The organism is Hymenobacter siberiensis, from assembly GCF_018967845.1.
Classification (GTDB): domain Bacteria; phylum Bacteroidota; class Bacteroidia; order Cytophagales; family Hymenobacteraceae; genus Hymenobacter; species Hymenobacter siberiensis.
Genome location: NZ_JAHLZZ010000001.1, coordinates 2,255,618 through 2,272,487, shown reverse-complemented (window position 1 = coordinate 2,272,487; position 16,870 = coordinate 2,255,618). Strand labels below are relative to the sequence as shown.

Genomic DNA, 16,870 nt, shown 5'->3' with positions numbered 1-16,870 from the left:
AGGAGGGCGCTTTTGGTTACCCGCTCATCTCCTTCACCACACAAAAAAAGCCCGCCGATTGGCGGGCCTTTTTAATAATTAATTGGAAATTTTCCAATCAACTTCTACTACTCCACTACCACGCGCTGGATGCTGGGGGCGCTACCTTCCGTTTGCACCGTGAGCAGGTAGGTACCGGTGGCCAGGCCGATGGTGGACAGCTCGGTGGTGCTGCCGCTGAAGGTGCGAGTTGCTACGAGTTGGCCCAGCACGTTGCGCAGGGTGGCGCTGGCCTTGGCGGCTGGGGCCGTGAGGGCAACGTGCAGGGTGGATTTACCGGCTACCGGGTTGGGCCACACGCTAAACTCGCTCTGATTGACTTTGGCGGTAGCCAGGCCAATGGTCACGGTGTAGACGTTGGTGGTGGCGCTAGGGCCGCCGGCCGTGGTCACGACTACGTTGCCGGTGGTGGCACCGGCGGGCACGAAGAAGGTGATGGTGGTACCGTTCACGACGGTGAAAGTCGGGATAACTACGCCATTCAGGGTGATTGAGGTAGTACCCAACAGGTTGGTACCGGTGATGGTAACGTAAGTACCTACGGCCCCGGTGGAGGGCGTCATGCTGGCAATGGTGGGAGCCGGCGGCACTACCGTGAACAGGATGCCGTTGCTGGCCCCGCCGCCGGTGGTCACGATGACGTTGCCGGTGGTGGCGGTGGCAGGCACTACGACCGTCATGCTGGTGGCGCTGGTCACGTTGAACGTGGTGGCCGCAACCCCATTGAAGGTAACGCTGGTGGCACCGCCGAAGCCGCTACCCGTGAGGGTAACCGTGGTGCCGATGGGGCCGCTGGGCGGTGCAATCCGGCTGATGGTGGGCACGGGGGTGGTTACCGTGAACAGCAGGCCGTTGCTGGCAATGCCATTGCCAGCGTACACGACTACGTTGCCGGTAGTGGCGCCGTTGGGCACGGTCACGGCAATGGTCTGGGCATCAATGATGCCAACACTGGCCGTGGCTACGCCATTGAACGTCACGCGCGTAACGGCGGTGAAGTTGGTACCGGTCAGCACCACGCCGGAGGCAATGGGGCCGGTATTGGGTGCGAGGCTGACGAGCGTGGGGGTGGGCGGCGGCGTAACGCAGGTAGTGCTGAGCACGAAGTTGCCCGCAGCAATTGCCCCCGAACCCCGGTAGCCGCTCACAAACACGTAGTAAGTGGTACCAAAGGCGGAGTTAAACGTTACTGTCGAGGCCAGCGAGCTGGCGGCGCAGTTAGCAGCGTCATCATTGGCACCCACGCAGGTGTAGGCTCCACAAGTACCCGAGTACACAAACAGCTTGGAATCGAAATTGGTCGCAGCATTGCAGGTCGATACCGAGATACTGGCACCCGTGCCCACGATGCTGTAGAATATGCCCGCACCATCTACACTGATGGCGGTGCAATTGCCCGTGGGGTCGCCGGTGGCCGTAGAGCCGACGGTGGTGCCGGTAACGGACTGGCCGCAGGTCAGGGCAATGGCGTTGGCGCAGGCATCGTTAACCGGAGGCACCGTGAAAGCCGTGGTGGAAGTACCCGTGCCGCCCAGGGCCGTAACCGCGATGAAGCCAGTGGTGACGCCAGCCGGCGCAGTCACCGAAATCTGGGTAGCCGACGTCACCGTGAAGGTGGGGGCTACCGTGCCGTTGAAGGTTACCTGCGTAGCGCCGGTGAAGTTGAGGCCCGTGATAACCACCACGGTACCCGCGACGCCGTTGGTGGGCGTGAAGGAGGTAATAACCGGCGCCGGAATTACGACGAAGCTGGTAGTTGAAACGCCGGTGCCAACGGGCGTCGTCACGGCAATGGGGCCGGTGGTAGCACCTGCTGGCACGGTGGCCGTAATCTGGGTGCTCGACACCACCGTGAATGCCGTTGCGCTGGTGGTGTTGAATCGCACCTGCGAAGCCAGCGTGAAATCGGTGCCGGTGATGGTGACTACCGTGCCCACCGCGCCGGTAGTGGGCGTGAAGCTGATGACAACGGGCGGCGCGCCTACCACAAACGGCGTAGCCGAAGTAGCCGTGCCCGTTGGGGCCGTGATGGTGATAGGGCCGGTGGTGGTGCCGGCGGCCACGATAGCCGTGAGCTGCGTAGCCGAAACCACCGTGAAGCTAGCGGCGGCCGTGCCATTGAAGGCCACGGCCGTAACGCCGGTGTAGTTCGAGCCCAACACCGTTACCACCGTGCCAGCCAGGCCGCCGGTGGGCGTAAAGCTGGAAATAGTGGGGCCGAGAGCTGGCGTGGTGATGGTGAAGTTGGTGTTCGAGATATCGAAGAAGTAGTTATCGGCGGCTTCTACCATGATGCGTGCCTGCGTCTGGTCAGCCGTTGGGCTTGGGGCAATTACGATGGCCGAACCGTTGTTGGGCACGGCGGCGGCCAGTACGGTTGGATAGGTCAGGCCGCCATCGAGGCTCAGGCGGATGTTTACCGTGGCGCAGCTAACGGGGGCATTGGTGGTGCCGGCCATATCCCAGGTTACGGTTTGGGCCGCGCCGCCCGTCCAGGTTACGGCCGTGTTGGGGGCCTGCACTACGAAGGGGCCGGCGGTGCTGCTCACGCTCAGGCTCACCAGCGAGCTGTAGTTGACGCCGCCGATAACCCCGGCGGGGCCGCTGTGCTCGTCGCGGACCGTGCAGCGGAATGCCAGCGTGCGCGTCACGGTGGGCAAGCGCTCGCCGATGACGGTGTTGTTGTTCAGCAGGTCGGTCAGGCGCGGGAAGTAGCGGGTACCACTGGTGAGGGGCACGAAGGAGCGAAACAGGGGCACGTTCTGGGCGGCTACCTGGGCATCGTTGGGCGCCTGCTGGGCACCGAGGTCCAACTCTTCCCACAGGTAGGTCAGGGCATCGTTTTCGGCGTCGGTGGCCGTGGCCGTCAGTTTGAAAGGCGTGCCAATGGGCAGGGTTTTGCCGCCGGCCGGGGCCGTCACCGTAGGCGCGGTGTTGCCGGTAGCCGTGGTGGTGCTGCACGTCGTGCCATCAATAAAGACGCGCATCTCCTGGTAATTACCCGTGTGGAAAGTGGGGTCTGAGTTGGGCTGCAGGTTGTTGGTTGTGGTGCAGATGCCGGCATACGCCATGATGGTCGTACCCGAACCGGGCTCCCAGGCCGTGGTGGCGTTGCGGTTGCCGCCGGCGCAGCTGCCCGCGTTGCCGTTGAAGGGGTGGTTGCCAGAAAACTGGTGGCCCATTTCGTGGGCTACGTAGTCGATATCGAAGGCATCGCCCACGGGGCTGGGCGAACCCGTGACGCCCTGCGCCTTGCGAGCGCCGCACACCACCCCCAGCCCGGCTACGCCACCGCCACCGGTGCTCACAACGTGGCCGATGTCGTAGTTGGCATTGCCAATGATGGCATCAACGTTGGACTGGTTTTGCGACAGCATGGCGCTGCCGCTGTTATTCGTGTAGGCCGTGGGCGGCTGCGTGCCGGTACCGCTCAGAAATACCAGCTGACTGTTGTTGGCCACCAGTACCATGCGTACCGCCAACTCCTTCTCATACACGCCCACCACGCGGTTCACGGTGGCTACTTCGCCGGCAATTACGCTGGCGGTAGTGTTGCCCTTTGTAAGCGCATATTCGGGCGTGTTGGCAAGGGCCAAGCGGTAGGTGCGCAGCTGCGGACCGGTAGAAAATGCCGTGGCACCATTGCCCGCAGCAGCCCCGGCCAGGAGAGTAGCAGCCGCTTGCTTATCGGCGGGAGTTGGCTGAAAATCGCAGCTGGGAATAGGGCCCGCGGCGGCGGCAGTCCGGTTCATATCCGTCTTGTAGAAAGCGAGATAGTGCCGGGTATCGGTCCGGGTAACGGGGTCGATGTAGAAGCTTTTGCCGGCTCCGGTCAGCACCTGGGCATGAAAGCCCTGGGGCGACAAGTCGAGGCGCAGCGAGGCGGAGGCATCATCCAGGCCCACGCCGGCGTAGGTCTTGATGGCCGGGAACTGCGCGGCCAGCGCGGGGGCCATGATGGGGGCTTCGCGCAGCGCGAAACGACCGGTGCTGCCGTTGGGCAGCGGCAACGCCAGCACCAGCGGGGCGGCATCGGGGCGGGTTTCGAGCGGGGCCGTGGCCAGGGCCGCCCGCAGGCCGTTCACGTCCAGCGTAATGGGCTGCGAGTGGAACAGAGCCGCCGACAGTGGCGAGGCTGCCGCCGCGCTGCGGGCTTCGGCATCGGCCTGAAAAAACTGGGGAGTAACCTGTTGGGCCTGAGCCCCCAGGGTGAGGCCCAGGGCCAGCAGCAGGGTACCTATCCGGCCACTACCAGCGGCAGCAGTTGCGAGCCGTTGGGTATTCGGCCAGCGAAAGTAATGTTGTTTCATTAAAAGAGGGGTTGGTATGAATGGAGTAAATCTAAGGAATTACCCCTACTCAATGAGAAAATCAATCAGCTAACCGATTGATTTAGTATGCAATTCCTCCTCGAAGTGACGATGTTCAATCCTAGAACTTCCACCTGCATCAACCAAACGCAAAAAAAGCCTCTGGAAATACCAGAAGCTTTTTTGTTTAGTCAGCTGCCAACAGCTCGGCGGTTTGCTAGTTGCCGCGCAGGTAGCCCACCATCAGCTCGGCGGTTTTTTTGGCGGCCTGGTGCTGGCCCAGCTTTTCGCGCAGCTCGGCGTAGCCGGCTTTCATGCGGGCCAAGTAGGGGGCGTCGGTGAGCAGCGTGCGCAGCTCATCGAGCAGGTTGCGGGCCGTGAAATCGCCCTGAATCAGCTCGCGCACCACCTCACGGCCGGCAATGAGGTTCACCAGCGAAATGTAGGGCACCTTGATAACCATCTTGCCGATGGCATAGCTCAGCGAGCTGGTGCGGTAGCACACAATCTGGGGCACATCGAAGAGGGCGGTTTCGAGCGTGGCCGTGCCGCTGGTGACGAGGGCCGCCGTGGCGTGGCTGAGCAGGTCGAAGGTTTGGTCGAATACGAACCGGATGCCGTTGCGATGGAAATGCTTGTAGTAGTTAGCGTCGAGGTTGGTGACGCCGGCCACCACGAACTGATACTCCTGAAAACCCGGCAGAATGGCAATCATCTCGTGCAGCATCTCCTCGATTTCCTGCTTGCGCGAGCCCGGCAGCACGGCAATAATGGGCTTGTCGGGCTCCAGGCGGTTGCGCTCGTAGAAGTCGGTGGTGGGCTGAAACTCGGCCACGGCATCGGCCGTGGGATTACCGGGGTAGTCGACGAGGTAGTTGAATTTCTGGTAAAACTCTGTTTCGAAGGGCAGAATGACGAACATCTTGTCTACCCGGGCCTTCACCTGCTCGACGCGGCCCTGGTTCCAGGCCCATATTTTGGGCGAGATGTAGTAGAACACCTTGATGCCCTTGTCTTTGGCAATTTTGGCCATGCGCAGGTTGAAACCGGCGTAGTCCACCAGAATCAGGACATCGGGCTTATATACCAGCAAGTCCTGCTGGCACTGCTTGAGGTAGCCGCGAAACTTGAGAATGCTGGTAGCCGCTTCCAGGAAGCCCATAATGGCCAGGTCCTGGTAGTGGCGTACGAGCTCGCCGCCTTCGGCCTGCATCATGTCGCCGCCCCAGTAGCGGAACTGAGCCTCGGCATCCTGCTGGCGCAGCTCGTGCATGAGGTTGGCAGCATGAAAATCGCCCGACCGTTCGCCGGCTATCAAGTAGTATTTCATTTGTTGGAATTATAAATTATGAATTGTGAATTATGAATTGAGCCGGGTTTATTCTTCTGAAAATCAGCACTTCATAATTTATAATTCATAATTCAAAATTTATAATTAAGCCCCGTAGTATTCCACGAAGTTGCGCGGCGTTTCGTAAAGTTTCACGCAGTGCAGACGGGCCGAGGTAATGGCGGGCAGCTCGCGCTCGATAATTTGCCAGAAGGCAATGGCCAGATTCTCGGTGCTGGCCATCTGGCCGGCCATGAAGGGCACGTCGAGGTTGAGGTTTTTGTGGTCGACCTGGTCGGTGATGTGGATGCGCAGCAGGTCGGACAAGGCTTTCAAATCGACCACGAAGCCGGTTTCGGGGTCGGGCTCGCCCTTCACCGTCACGATGAGGTCGTAGTTGTGGCCGTGCCAATTGGTATTGGCACAGGGGCCGAACACTTCGCGGTTGCGCTCCTCGCTCCATTTGGGGTTGTTGAGCTTGTGGGCGGCGTTGAAATGTTCCTGGCGGCTGATATATATCATTTTAGGGACTTAGGGACTTGGGGACCTGGGGACCTGGAAGCCTGAGAACCAGGGGGCTTGGAGCGACGGGGCTTAGCTGAGATAATCGGCTAATGATTGAGCCTGCTATTCCAAAACCAAATCCCGAAGCCCCGAAGCTCCCAAGTCCCTAAGTTCCCAAGTTCCCAAGTCCCTTTCTTCGCAGCAAATATACGAAGAAGGGTACCCCGAACAGGGCCGTGACCAAGCCCACCGGCAGCCCGGCCGGTGGGTAGAGCAACCGGGCCAGCAGGTCGCAGGCCAGCAAAAAGGCTCCGCCCAGCACCGCGCACACCACCAGATTGTAGCGGCCCGTGGTGCCCAGCAGCCCCCGCGTGAGATGCGGCACGAGCAGGCCCACAAAGCCCACCGGCCCGCACAGCGCCACCACCCCGCCCGTGAGGCCGGCCGCCAGCAGCACCAGCAGCCAGCGCCGCCGGGCCACGGGCAGGCCCAGGGCGGCGGCGCGCTCCTCGCCCAGCAGCAGCAGGTTGAGGTCTTTTTGCAGGAAGACCAGCAGCAACAGGCTGATGCCCAGCGCCGCCGCCGGATACGGCAATACCTCCCACCCCGCCCGCTCGAAGCTGCCAAAGGCCCAAAACACCACGCTCCGCAAGCTGCCCTCGGGCGAGGCCAGGAAGGTGAGCAGGCTGCCCAGCGCCGCCGCCAGCGCCCCCACGGCCACGCCCGCCAGCAGCAGCGGGGCCGGCAGAATCTTGCCGCGCCGGGTGCCCAGCGCCACCACCAGCAGCGTGGCCCCAAACGCCCCGGCCAGTGCGGCCAGCGGCGGCAAATACACGCCCATAAATGTGAGCGAAGGCACCAGCACATACGTCGCAATGGCCCCCAGCGAAGCCCCCGAGGCCGTACCCAGCAGGTAGGGGTCGGCCAGCGGGTTGGTGACCAGGGTTTGGAGGAGGTAGCCGCTCACGGCTAGGCTGGCGCCGGCCAGCAGCGCCAACAGCAGGCGCGGCAGCCGCAGCTGCACCAGCACCAGTTGGGCCGGGTCGGCGGGGTTGTAGTGCTGGAAAGTCTTCAGAATGAAAGCATACGAGGTATCGTAGCTGCCCACACGCAGGCCCAGCACCAGCAGGGCCAGCATCAGGACCAAACCTAGAGATAGCCAGAGCAGGGGGTGAGAGGATTTCAATTAAAAATTAATAGTTAAAAACTAAAAATGAGTGACATAGCGCGTTGGTCGGCCGACCATTTTTACTTTTTAATTCTCAATTTTTAATTAATCCAAGCAGCTCGCGCACCGACTCCAGCACCCGGGGGCCCGGCCGCTCCAGCAGGTTGCCGGTGATGGCATACACCCGCCGGTTCTGGTAGGCATTGATGCGCTTGAGCTCGGGGTAGTTTTTGAAAAAGGTGCTGTCCAGCTTCCCGAAGCTGCCGCCGAGCAGCACGTCGGGGTTCAGCTTGAGCACGTACTCGCGGGTGAGGGCCGGGTAGGGCTGCGGGAAGGTTTCGGTGACGGCATTCTGGCCGCTGGCCAGGCGAATCTCATCGGTAAAGAGCGTGTTCTGGCCGTAGCTGTAAATGGGGTCGGGCCAGGTAATGGCCAGCACTTTGGGCGACTGACGGAGCGGCTGCGTACCGGAGTGGCTGAGCTGCGCGAGCTGCTGCCGAAGCGAATCCGTGAGATGCTTGCTCTGCACTTCGCGGCCCAGCAGCCGGCCCACTTCATCAATGCCCTTGAATACGTCCTCAACCGTACGATAGCGCTGGAAATAGACCGGAATGCCCAGGTCCTGGAGGCGTTTGGCATCATCGACGGAGGTAATGCCTTCGACGGTGAAAACCACGTCGGGCTTCAGCAGCACCAGCTTTTCCATATCGAGCGGGTAGTTGTTCACCACGGGCTTGCGGTAGACGGCGGCGGGGAAATCATCCTGCGGCACGCGGCCCACGATGGTGGCGGTATCGGCCACGGCGAACAGGATTTCGGTCATGCTGGGGGCCAGGGCCAGCACGCGGCGCGGGTGGGCAGGCAGGGTGAGGGCGCGGCCCAGGCCGTCGTGCACTTGCACGGTGCCCGTTTTTCCGGCCTCGGATTGGCAACCCAGTAGCAGGGCCAGGGGTAAAAGCAGCAACAGAACACGCATAGCGCAAAGGTAGGCGGGGAGCCCCACGGCCCCGCGCGCCGGTATACCTTTGCCCACCTCGCTTCAATTTCCGCTCCCATGATAGTAGTCACCGGCGCGGCCGGCTTCATCGCCAGCTGCCTAGTTTCCCGCCTCAACGCCGCCAATTTCAACGACATCGTTGTGGTGGATAATTTTTCCATCGCAAAGAAGCTGCCCAACATCGAAGGCAAAAAGCTGCGCGAATACGTGGACCGCGAAACGTTTTTCGACTGGCTCGATGCCAATCACGAGCAGGTAGAATTCATTTTCCACCTCGGAGCCCGCACCGATACCGCCGAGATGGACCCGGCCGTGTTCGACGTGCTCAACCTGAACTATTCCAAACAGATGTGGCTGGCCTGCGTGAAGTATAACTTGCCGCTGGTGTATGCTTCGTCGGCCGCCACCTACGGCGATGGCATCCTCGGCTACACCGATAAGGATGAAGCGCTGTTCCCCCTCTACCGTCCGCTGAACCCCTACGGCGACTCGAAAAACGACTTCGACAACTGGGCGTTGGCACAGGAAGAAAAGCCATATTTCTGGGCGGGTCTGAAGTTTTTCAACGTGTACGGCCCCAACGAGTACCACAAGGGCCGTATGGCCTCGGTCATTCTGCACGCCTTCCATCAGATTCAGCAGTCGGGCTCGATGATGCTGTTCAAATCGCACAACCCCGACTACACCGACGGCGGCCAGATGCGCGATTTCGTGTACGTGAAGGACGTGGTGGAAGTGTGCTTTTTCCTGCTGAACCACCGCTTGCACTCCGGCATCTACAACCTGGGCAGCGGCCAGGCCCGCACCTTCCTGGATTTGGCCCTGAATACCTTTAACGCCCTGGGCCGCACGGCCGATATCCAGTTCCGGGACACGCCGGAGGATATCCGCGACAAATACCAGTACTTCACCGAGGCCGACATGAGCAAGCTCCAGAGCATCGGCTACGACCAGCCGTTTACGCGCCTGGAAGACGGTATTGCCGATTACGTGCAGAATTACCTCGTGCCTGGGCGATACATGTAGCGCGGACTTTTTTTTGAGAACGTCATGCTGAACGCAGCCGAAGCATGACGGTTCTTTTTGTTCTCCTCAGTTTAATTCCTTACCGCCCGTGCCCAAACTTGCTCGTCCCGTTATTACCGTTGTGGGCGGCGGCTTCGCGGGCACGGCGCTGGTGCTGCAGCTGCGGCGGCAGCCGGCATTGGCAGCGGCCGAAATCCATATTATCGAGCCGCGCGAGGTGCCCGGCCCCGGCCTGGCCTACACCGCCCGCCGCCCCGAATACCTGCTCAACGTGCGCTCCGGCGGCCTAAGCCTGTACCCGGACGAACCAAATCACTTTGCCGACTGGCTGAAAACCCAGCCCGAAAGCGCCGCCGGTGTTCCCGAGTTTGCCTCCCGCGCCGCTTATGGCCGCTACCTGCGCGATGAGCTGGCGAAGGAATTGGCCACGGCGGCCGTGCACTGGCACCACACCCGCGCCGTGGCCGCCCCGCTCCTCCCCGATGGCCGCCGCGCCGTGCACCTGGCCGACGGCACCACAATCCGCAGTGATGCGGTGGTGCTGGCACTGGGCAACTTCCCGCCGCCGCCGCCCACCGGCCCCGACCAGTGCTACCTGCACCACCCCGGCTACCACGCCGACCCGTGGGCCGTGGGCAACCTGCGCCGCATCGGCCCCGATGAGGACGTGCTGCTCATTGGCTCAGGCCTGACGGCGGTAGATGTGCTGCTGGCCCTGCGCCAGGATGGCCACCGCGCCCCCATCACCGTGGTGGCCCGGCACGGCCGCTGGCCCTCGGCCCACGGCCCGGTCACGGCCGCCTATCCCACCTTCTACCCCGAGCTGGCCCCCGAAACCACCGTGACGGGCGTAGTGGCCGTGTATAAGCGGCACCTGAAAGCTGCCGCCGCGCAGGGCCTCGACTGGCGGCCGGTGCTGGATTCACTCCGGCCCGATTTAGGCCGTATCTGGGCCGCGTGGCCGCTGGCAGAGCAGCGCCGGTTTTTGCAGCACCTGGCAAGTTTTTGGGCCGTGGCGCGGCACCGCAGTCCGCCCCGGAATGCGGAGGCGGTGGCCGCCCTCACGGCTGCCGGGCTGGTGCAGCTGCACATTGGCACGGTGCGCGAAATACTGCCGCACGGCCAGCAGCTGCGCGTGGGCATGCGAACGCATGGCCTCAATACCTGCTGGCGCACCGCCGACCACGTCATCAGTTGCGCGGGTCCACTACTGAACTACGCCCGCATCACCGACCCGCTGGTGGTGAGCCTGCGCACGGCCGGCGACCTCACCCCCGACCCGTTGCACCTGGGCCTGCTCACCGATGCCCACGGTGCTCTGCTGGGGGCTGATGGCGGGGCTTCGCCGAGCCTGTTCACGCTCGGGCCCAGCCGCCGGCCGGCTTATTTTGAATCGACGGCCGTGCCGGAGTTGCGGCAGCAGGCGGCGGCGCTGGCGGCGCATATGGCGCAATAAAAAAGCCCCTCGAAACAACATTTCGGGGGCTTTGAATAAGGATTGCCGTGAGGTTAGGCGGCCATGCGCTTCTGGCCGGGGTAGAGTGGCAGCACCGTGGCTTCATCGGCGAAGAAGGATGGGGCGGCGGAAGCCACTGCCGGCACTATGGCCGTATCGAGGTCGTGGTGACGCAGGGCGCGCATCAGCAGGTAGCGGTATTTCTCGGCATCGGCCACGGCCTGCTCAATGGCTTGCAGGGCGGCCGAATAGGCTACCACGGGCTGCAATTCGCGGCGCGGGCGGCGGGCTTCAAACATTTGGTTTTCGAGGTATCCGGCGGCGGATTTCATGGCAACAAACTGCTGTTTTTAAGTCGTCTGACAGCGTACTTTACAAACCCTAAAAACGTCGTTTTCATTCCAAAAAAGCAGGATTATACCGCTTTTCTCGCAAGCAAAAGCGCCGCTGAAACGCAAGGGATTTCAGCGGCGCTTTGCACAGTTATTCAACGCTATTCCTGGGCGATTTCCAGCACTACTTTACCAAATTGCGCGCCCGCGTCGAGGTGGCGCAGGGCCACTTCGCCATTAGCCAAGGTGAACACCTCATCGACCACGGGCACAATCTTTTTCTCGGTTACGAGGGCCAGCATGGCCTCAAAATCCTGCTCCGTGCCCATCGTGGAGCCCAGCAGGCTGAGCTGTTTCCAGAACACCTTAGCGGGCGGAATATCTGTGATATTGCCCAGCGTGCCCCCAAAAAACACGATGCGGCCACCCGGCGCGGCGGCGTCGAGCAGGGCCCCAAAGGCATCCCCCCCGGCACTGTCGATGATGACATCGAACGCCCCGCCAGCCTGCTGGGTGAGGCTTTTCACCCAGTTTTCGGCGTTGTAGCTGATACCGCCTTTGGCCCCCTCCGCCTTGGCGCGGTCTATTTTTTCTTCGGAGCTGGACGTTACCCACACTTGGGCACCGCGGGCCACGCACAGCTGCACGGCCGTAATGGCCACGCCGCCGCCCACGCCCGTCACCAGCACGCGCTCGCCGGGCTGCACCTGGGCGCGGGTGAAGGCCGCCCGGTAAGCCGTGAGGCCGGCCAGCGGCAGGGCCGCGCCCTCCGCGAAGCTGAGGTGCGCCGGCAGCGGCCGGATGCACTGGGCGGGTAGGGCAATGTATTCGGCAAACGTGCCGGGGTCGGGCATGCCGAGCACCACAAAATCTTTGGCCTGCACGCGCGGGTTATCACCCCAGCGCAAACCGGGGTTGATGAGCACACGGGTCCCCACGGCCGGGGCATCGGCGGGCACGTCGGGGCCGTGGGCGGCTACTTCGCCGGCTCCATCGGCCCCCAGGGTGCAGGGCAGCCTGATGCCGGCATACTTGCCCTGCTGAATGAATACGTCGCGGTGGTTGAGGGCAGCGGCGTATAGTTTCACCAGGATTTCGCCGGGGCCAGGCGTGGGCATGGGCACGTCGCGAAGGACGGCGGGCTGGTTAATGGCATCGAGCTGGAGAGCTTGCATGGGTGAGTGGTGAGTGGTGAGTGGTGAGTGAAAGAACGTCATGCTGAGCGCAGTCGAAGCATCTCTACCGCACAAGTAATCCAATCGTTGCAACGAAGCGGTAGAGATGCTTCGGCTGCGCTCAGCATGACGTTATGATGCCATAAATTACGCTGCCCCGACATGCTCCCCGCCCTTCAACCCAATAAATGCCAAGGGACCGGCAATAAACAAGCCCGTGGCCAGCCCGCCGAGGTGGGCCGCGTTATCAATGTTGCCGGTGAGGCCGGAAAGCAGGTTGCTGAGCACCAGGTACAGGACCAAGCCCAGCATGGCGCGGCGGTCGGACTTATCGAGTACCAGCTTTTTGCCAAGCAGGAGCGCCAGCAGCAGGCCGTAGAGGCCAAAAATGGCCCCGCTGGCTCCCACCGAGTTAATACTTGCGTTCCACCACAGGCTGGCCAGGCCGCCGCCCACGCCGCAGGCCAGGTACACCAGCAGCAGGCGCAGCGGCCCAACCCGGTCTTCAATCAGCAGACCCAGCAGCCAGAGCGAGAGGATATTCAGCAGCAAATGCGACAGGCCGGCGTGCACAAACATGTAGGTGAGCAGCCGCCAGGGCTGGCCGTGCAGCGTGAAGTCGGTGACATTGGAACCCCAGCGCACGAGCTGCGATGCGGTGGGGTCGGAGGCCGACACGCCGCTGAGCACCATCAGGCCGAACACCAGCAGACAGGCATCGATAAGCAGCGGCGTGGCCAGGAAGCGGCGCGAGGGAATGAGCAGCCCGCGCAGCAATTGCCCTAGGAGCTGCGGCCAGGTTTCGGCCTCGGTTTCGGTGGGCGGCGGGGGTGGCGCGGGGCGCGCGGTATCGGGCAGCAGGCCGCGCCGGTTGAGCTCGGCCACGGCGGCGGCCCCCACGGCGGGCGGGTAGCGAATGGCGTTCTGAGCCAAGTACAGCAGCTCGGCCTCGGGCTTTTGGGCGAAAAGCTGGGCGGCAAGCGCGGCCGTGGAGCCGGGAGCGTGGTCGGGGGGCGATGATTCCATGGAAAACCGGACGCGGCAAGGAGTGCGCCACCTTGCCCAACCGGCCAATTTGCCAGATGTTGGGAATGGGCTGCTTACAGCCGCACCCGGCGCACAAGGGTATTATACGGCTGGCCCGTGACCGGCGATTTCGGCAGCAGGCCCGAGAGCAGGTCGCTCACATCGGCGGCGCGCTTGCGGGTTTGGTCGTTTTCGTAGCGCTGGGGGTTATTGGCCACAATCTGCAGGTCGCCCAGACCTTCCTGCTGCTGTTGGGCCACACGGGTCATAATATCGAGGTGAGCGGCCATGGCAGGGCCGAATTTATAGCTATAGTGCAGGGCCTTGTTCCACTGCTCCCAGGTGGCCCCCACCGCTTGGATGTGGCCCGGCAGAGCGGCATCGAGCTGACCCTGCCGGACCTGGTTCATCACAAATTCGGTCTGGGTTTCAGCTGTCCAAAAGCGCTTGGCCAGCTCGCGGTACTGGCGCAGGGGCATGGCTTCCTGGGCGGCGGCGGCGCGCTCGGTAGCCGGAATGCGCTGCACCTGCCGCTGGACGCTGGACGTTACGGCCGGGCCAAAATCGGGAATGGTGGAGGTGGCTACTTCCGTGAGGCGAGGTGGCGCTTTGGGTCTGGCTTCGACTATGGCCACCGTCGGAGCGGCATTTTTTTGCTTGATGAAGCAAAGCCCGCCCAGGCTCAGGGCCATTACCACGGCCACAGCCAGCGCCAGGGGGCCGGTTTGCAGGCCGCGCGCGGGCGGTGTGGGCACGGCGGCCGGTGCAAGCAGTGCGGGCTGGGGCAAGGCCACGCCCCGACGGCGCAGCTCGCGGCGGGCTTCGGCCACAATGTCGGGCTGGTAGTGGTCGGGGTTTTCGACGAAGAACCGGAGCTCGTCGTCGGTTTTCTGGTGGTAGAAGTCGGTGGTGGAATTGGTCACGGCCAGCGGGAAAACGGGTTGAAGGGGGAAGCCGGCGGCAAGATGGCAAACACCGCGCAATTGGCCGCGCCCAACCGTGCGGGCCGCCGGCCGTAAACCCAGCTGCGAGGCCGCCACCGCGCCTCCTTCAACCTTCCCCTTCACCATGCCCGACCCCACGCAGAATCCCACCGACCCACGGCCCGACTTCGCCCCCACTACCAGCACGCCCGACCAGGCTGCGGAGCAGGATGCGACCGTGAACCCCACGCCCGACAAGGCTCCCGCCGAGCAGCCCAGCACGGATACCACCATCCCCAGCAGCACCCAGGAAAACATGGGCGACGGGGCCGGTATTCGCGGCGACTATGGCGATGCCAGCCAGACCAACGGCCTCGAAGGCGGCCCTGACACCCGCCCCGACACCCCCGACCAGCCCATGACCGATACCGAGCTGACCGGCTCTTAAGGATGGAAATAGCAAAATAGAACGGTCATGCCGAGCGCAGCCGAGGCATCTCGCGTGTGGCAATAATTCAATCGCAAGGAAAAATTCACTGTTATACGCGAGATGCCTCGGCTCCGCTCGGCATGACCGTTCTCACATTAAGCAGAAAACAGCCTACCCGCTTTAATGGCGTAATTTGCGGCAATTATTCCCGCTGCTGATTATTTCTTGATGCGTTTTTTCCTCGCCGCTGGTCGGTTTTTAGTGTTGATGGCGTTGCTGAGTGGCCTCAGCGGCCTGGTTCCCGCGCTGGCCCAGTCGGCGGCCGACTCCGTTGAAACTCCACCGCCGCCCAAGCGCGAATTGCGCGGCATGTGGATTGCCACCGTGGCCAACATCGACTGGCCCAACCAGCGCGGCGAGGCCCCCGAGCAGTACCGCCGCGAATACCGCCGCCTGCTCGATGCCGGCCAGCGCGCCGGTCTCAACGCGGTGTTTGTGCAAATCCGGCCCGCGTCGGATGCCTTTTATAAGTCGGACCTGGAGCCCTGGAGCAAGTGGCTGACCGGTGTGCAGGGCAAGGCCCCCGCCGATGGCGACGACCCCCTACCCTTCCTCATCACCGAGGCGCACCGGCGCGGCATGGAGTTTCACGCCTGGTTCAATCCCTACCGCGCCACCATGGATTCGGTGACGCGCCGCCTGGCCGCTACCCACCCCTACCGCCGGCATCCGGAGTGGTTTCTGCGCTACAGCGGGCAGCTTTTGTACAACCCCGGCCTGCCGGCGGTGCGCGACCACATCACCCGCGTGATTCTGGACGTGGTGCGGCGCTACGACATCGACGCGGTGCATTTCGACGATTATTTCTACCCTTATCCCGAGGCCGGGCAGGTGTTTCATGACGAAGCCGCTTTCCGCGATTTTAACCCCGACAGCCTGAAGAAGGTGGCCGACTGGCGGCGGCAGAACGTCAACATCCTCATCCACGACCTGCACGACAGCATTCAGGCCACCAAGCGCTGGGTGAAATTCGGCATCTCGCCCTTTGGGGTTTGGATGAACAAGTCGAAGGATTTCCCGCAGGGCTCCGACACGCGGGCCGGGCAGCCGTCCTACTCGAATTTGTATGCCGATACGCGGCTGTGGCTGGAGAAGGGCTGGATTGACTACGTGGTGCCGCAGCTGTACTGGAGCTCGAACTTTCGCCTCTGCCCCTACCCCGTGCTGGTGGACTGGTGGGCCAAAAACCACTTCGACCGCCACCTCTACATCGGCCACGGCACCTACCGGATGCTGGAAAGCACCCGTTCCGACACCACCTGGCGCAACCCGCGCGAGCTGCCCCGCCAGATTCGGACCAACCGCGCCACCGACGGCGAGGCCGTGGGCAGCGTGTTCTTCTCGGCCAAGTCGCTGCTCACCAACCCGCTCCACACCACCGATTCGCTGCGGCTGGACCTGTTTCGCTACCCCGCCCTGGTGCCCACCATGCCTTGGAAAGATGCCATCCCGCCCCTGCCCGTGGCCAACCTTACCCTGCGCCGCCTGAGCCACTACGTGACCCTGAACTGGCAGAGTGGCCCGCCCGCCGCCGATGGCGACGCGGCCACCTACTACGTGCTCTACCGCTTCGAGCCCACCGAGGCCAGCTCGCCCAACGACCCGCGCCGCATTCTGGCGCTGCCCCGCCCCGCCCCCGGCTTCCCCGCCACCTACGTGGACACCACCGCCGTGCCCGGCCAGGCCTACGCCTACTACGTGACCGCCGTGGACCGCCTGCACAACGAGAGCCGGCCCATGCGCGTCATCACCACCGGCCAGCAGCTGGCGGAGCTGGCCGTGGGCCAGGCACCCGGCGGCGTCCCCCGTCCGGCCTCTCCGGCCGTGGCCACGCAGCCAGCGCTAGCCACCCCGCGCCCCACCATCCGCCTCAACGCTCCGACCGATAAACCCGAGGCTTCGGCCCAATTCTCTAAAATAAAAATCAAGGAGAAGCCGGCCAAAAAGAAGGGATTCTTTGCGCGGCTCTTTGGCGGCGGGTAAAGACGATTGGTGTCGCCAAAGGTGGCGAAGGATAAAGCAAAGCCCCGGAGGGGCGACATATTGGTAGCAGAAACTACTCTACCCTACTATTTTTCAGGTACAAAAACGGGG

At 63.0% G+C, this 16,870-nt stretch carries 13 protein-coding genes; 4 read left to right on the top strand and 9 right to left on the bottom strand.

Going from position 1 to position 16,870, the window contains the following annotated elements; all coding sequences use genetic code 11:
• Positions 1 to 107: 107 nt before the first annotated feature.
• From KQ661_RS09725 to KQ661_RS09705, 5 genes are all read right to left on the bottom strand, one after another.
• Complete coding sequence (locus tag KQ661_RS09725) at positions 108 to 4,349, bottom strand: IPT/TIG domain-containing protein (RefSeq protein ID WP_216686303.1); 4,242 nt, start codon at positions 4,347 to 4,349, stop codon at positions 108 to 110.
• A 217-nt stretch (positions 4,350 to 4,566) separates the two neighbouring features.
• Positions 4,567 to 5,679 carry a lipid-A-disaccharide synthase gene (gene lpxB, locus KQ661_RS09720; RefSeq protein WP_216680442.1) on the bottom strand — a complete coding sequence of 371 codons (1,113 nt, stop codon included), beginning with the start codon at positions 5,677 to 5,679 and terminating at the stop codon, positions 4,567 to 4,569.
• A 105-nt stretch (positions 5,680 to 5,784) separates the two neighbouring features.
• The gene (locus KQ661_RS09715) at positions 5,785 to 6,201 is read right to left on the bottom strand and encodes a 6-pyruvoyl trahydropterin synthase family protein (RefSeq protein ID WP_216680441.1); all 417 of its coding nucleotides are present in this window, start codon (positions 6,199 to 6,201) and stop codon (positions 5,785 to 5,787) included.
• A gap of 148 nt (positions 6,202 to 6,349) precedes the next feature.
• The gene (locus KQ661_RS09710) at positions 6,350 to 7,369 is read right to left on the bottom strand and encodes a FecCD family ABC transporter permease (RefSeq protein ID WP_226915791.1); all 1,020 of its coding nucleotides are present in this window, start codon (positions 7,367 to 7,369) and stop codon (positions 6,350 to 6,352) included.
• 76 nt (positions 7,370 to 7,445) lie between these two features.
• Positions 7,446 to 8,327 carry an ABC transporter substrate-binding protein gene (locus KQ661_RS09705; protein WP_216686302.1) on the bottom strand — a complete coding sequence of 294 codons (882 nt, stop codon included), beginning with the start codon at positions 8,325 to 8,327 and terminating at the stop codon, positions 7,446 to 7,448.
• Between the two features lie 78 nt (positions 8,328 to 8,405).
• Here KQ661_RS09705 and rfaD point away from each other — a divergent pair, with 78 nt between their 5' ends.
• Positions 8,406 to 9,374: an ADP-glyceromanno-heptose 6-epimerase gene (rfaD, locus tag KQ661_RS09700; RefSeq protein ID WP_216680439.1), complete on the top strand. Its 969-nt coding sequence runs from the start codon at positions 8,406 to 8,408 to the stop codon at positions 9,372 to 9,374.
• Between the two features lie 88 nt (positions 9,375 to 9,462).
• Positions 9,463 to 10,830 (top strand): FAD/NAD(P)-binding protein, encoded by a 1,368-nt coding sequence (locus KQ661_RS09695; protein ID WP_216686301.1) that lies wholly within the window; start codon positions 9,463 to 9,465, stop codon positions 10,828 to 10,830.
• Positions 10,831 to 10,883: 53 nt separating this feature from the next.
• Here the strand turns inward: KQ661_RS09695 and KQ661_RS09690 are convergent, their stop codons facing one another.
• The 4 genes from KQ661_RS09690 to KQ661_RS09675 form a co-directional block, all read right to left on the bottom strand.
• Entirely contained in the window at positions 10,884 to 11,162 is a 279-nt protein-coding gene (locus KQ661_RS09690) for a hypothetical protein (RefSeq protein ID WP_216686300.1), read from the bottom strand.
• Positions 11,163 to 11,323: 161 nt separating this feature from the next.
• Positions 11,324 to 12,337 (bottom strand): zinc-binding dehydrogenase, encoded by a 1,014-nt coding sequence (locus KQ661_RS09685; RefSeq protein ID WP_216680436.1) that lies wholly within the window; start codon positions 12,335 to 12,337, stop codon positions 11,324 to 11,326.
• Positions 12,338 to 12,484: 147 nt separating this feature from the next.
• Positions 12,485 to 13,363 (bottom strand): rhomboid family intramembrane serine protease, encoded by an 879-nt coding sequence (locus KQ661_RS09680; protein ID WP_216686299.1) that lies wholly within the window; start codon positions 13,361 to 13,363, stop codon positions 12,485 to 12,487.
• 74 nt (positions 13,364 to 13,437) lie between these two features.
• Positions 13,438 to 14,286 carry a hypothetical protein gene (locus tag KQ661_RS09675; RefSeq protein WP_216686298.1) on the bottom strand — a complete coding sequence of 283 codons (849 nt, stop codon included), beginning with the start codon at positions 14,284 to 14,286 and terminating at the stop codon, positions 13,438 to 13,440.
• Positions 14,287 to 14,431: 145 nt separating this feature from the next.
• Between KQ661_RS09675 and KQ661_RS09670 the strand changes: the two genes are divergently transcribed.
• Positions 14,432 to 14,734 (top strand): hypothetical protein, encoded by a 303-nt coding sequence (locus tag KQ661_RS09670; RefSeq protein WP_216686297.1) that lies wholly within the window; start codon positions 14,432 to 14,434, stop codon positions 14,732 to 14,734.
• A 210-nt stretch (positions 14,735 to 14,944) separates the two neighbouring features.
• On the top strand, positions 14,945 to 16,759 hold the full coding sequence (locus KQ661_RS09665) for a glycoside hydrolase family 10 protein (RefSeq protein ID WP_235726955.1): 1,815 nt from the start codon (positions 14,945 to 14,947) through the stop codon (positions 16,757 to 16,759).
• Positions 16,760 to 16,870: the final 111 nt, after the last annotated feature.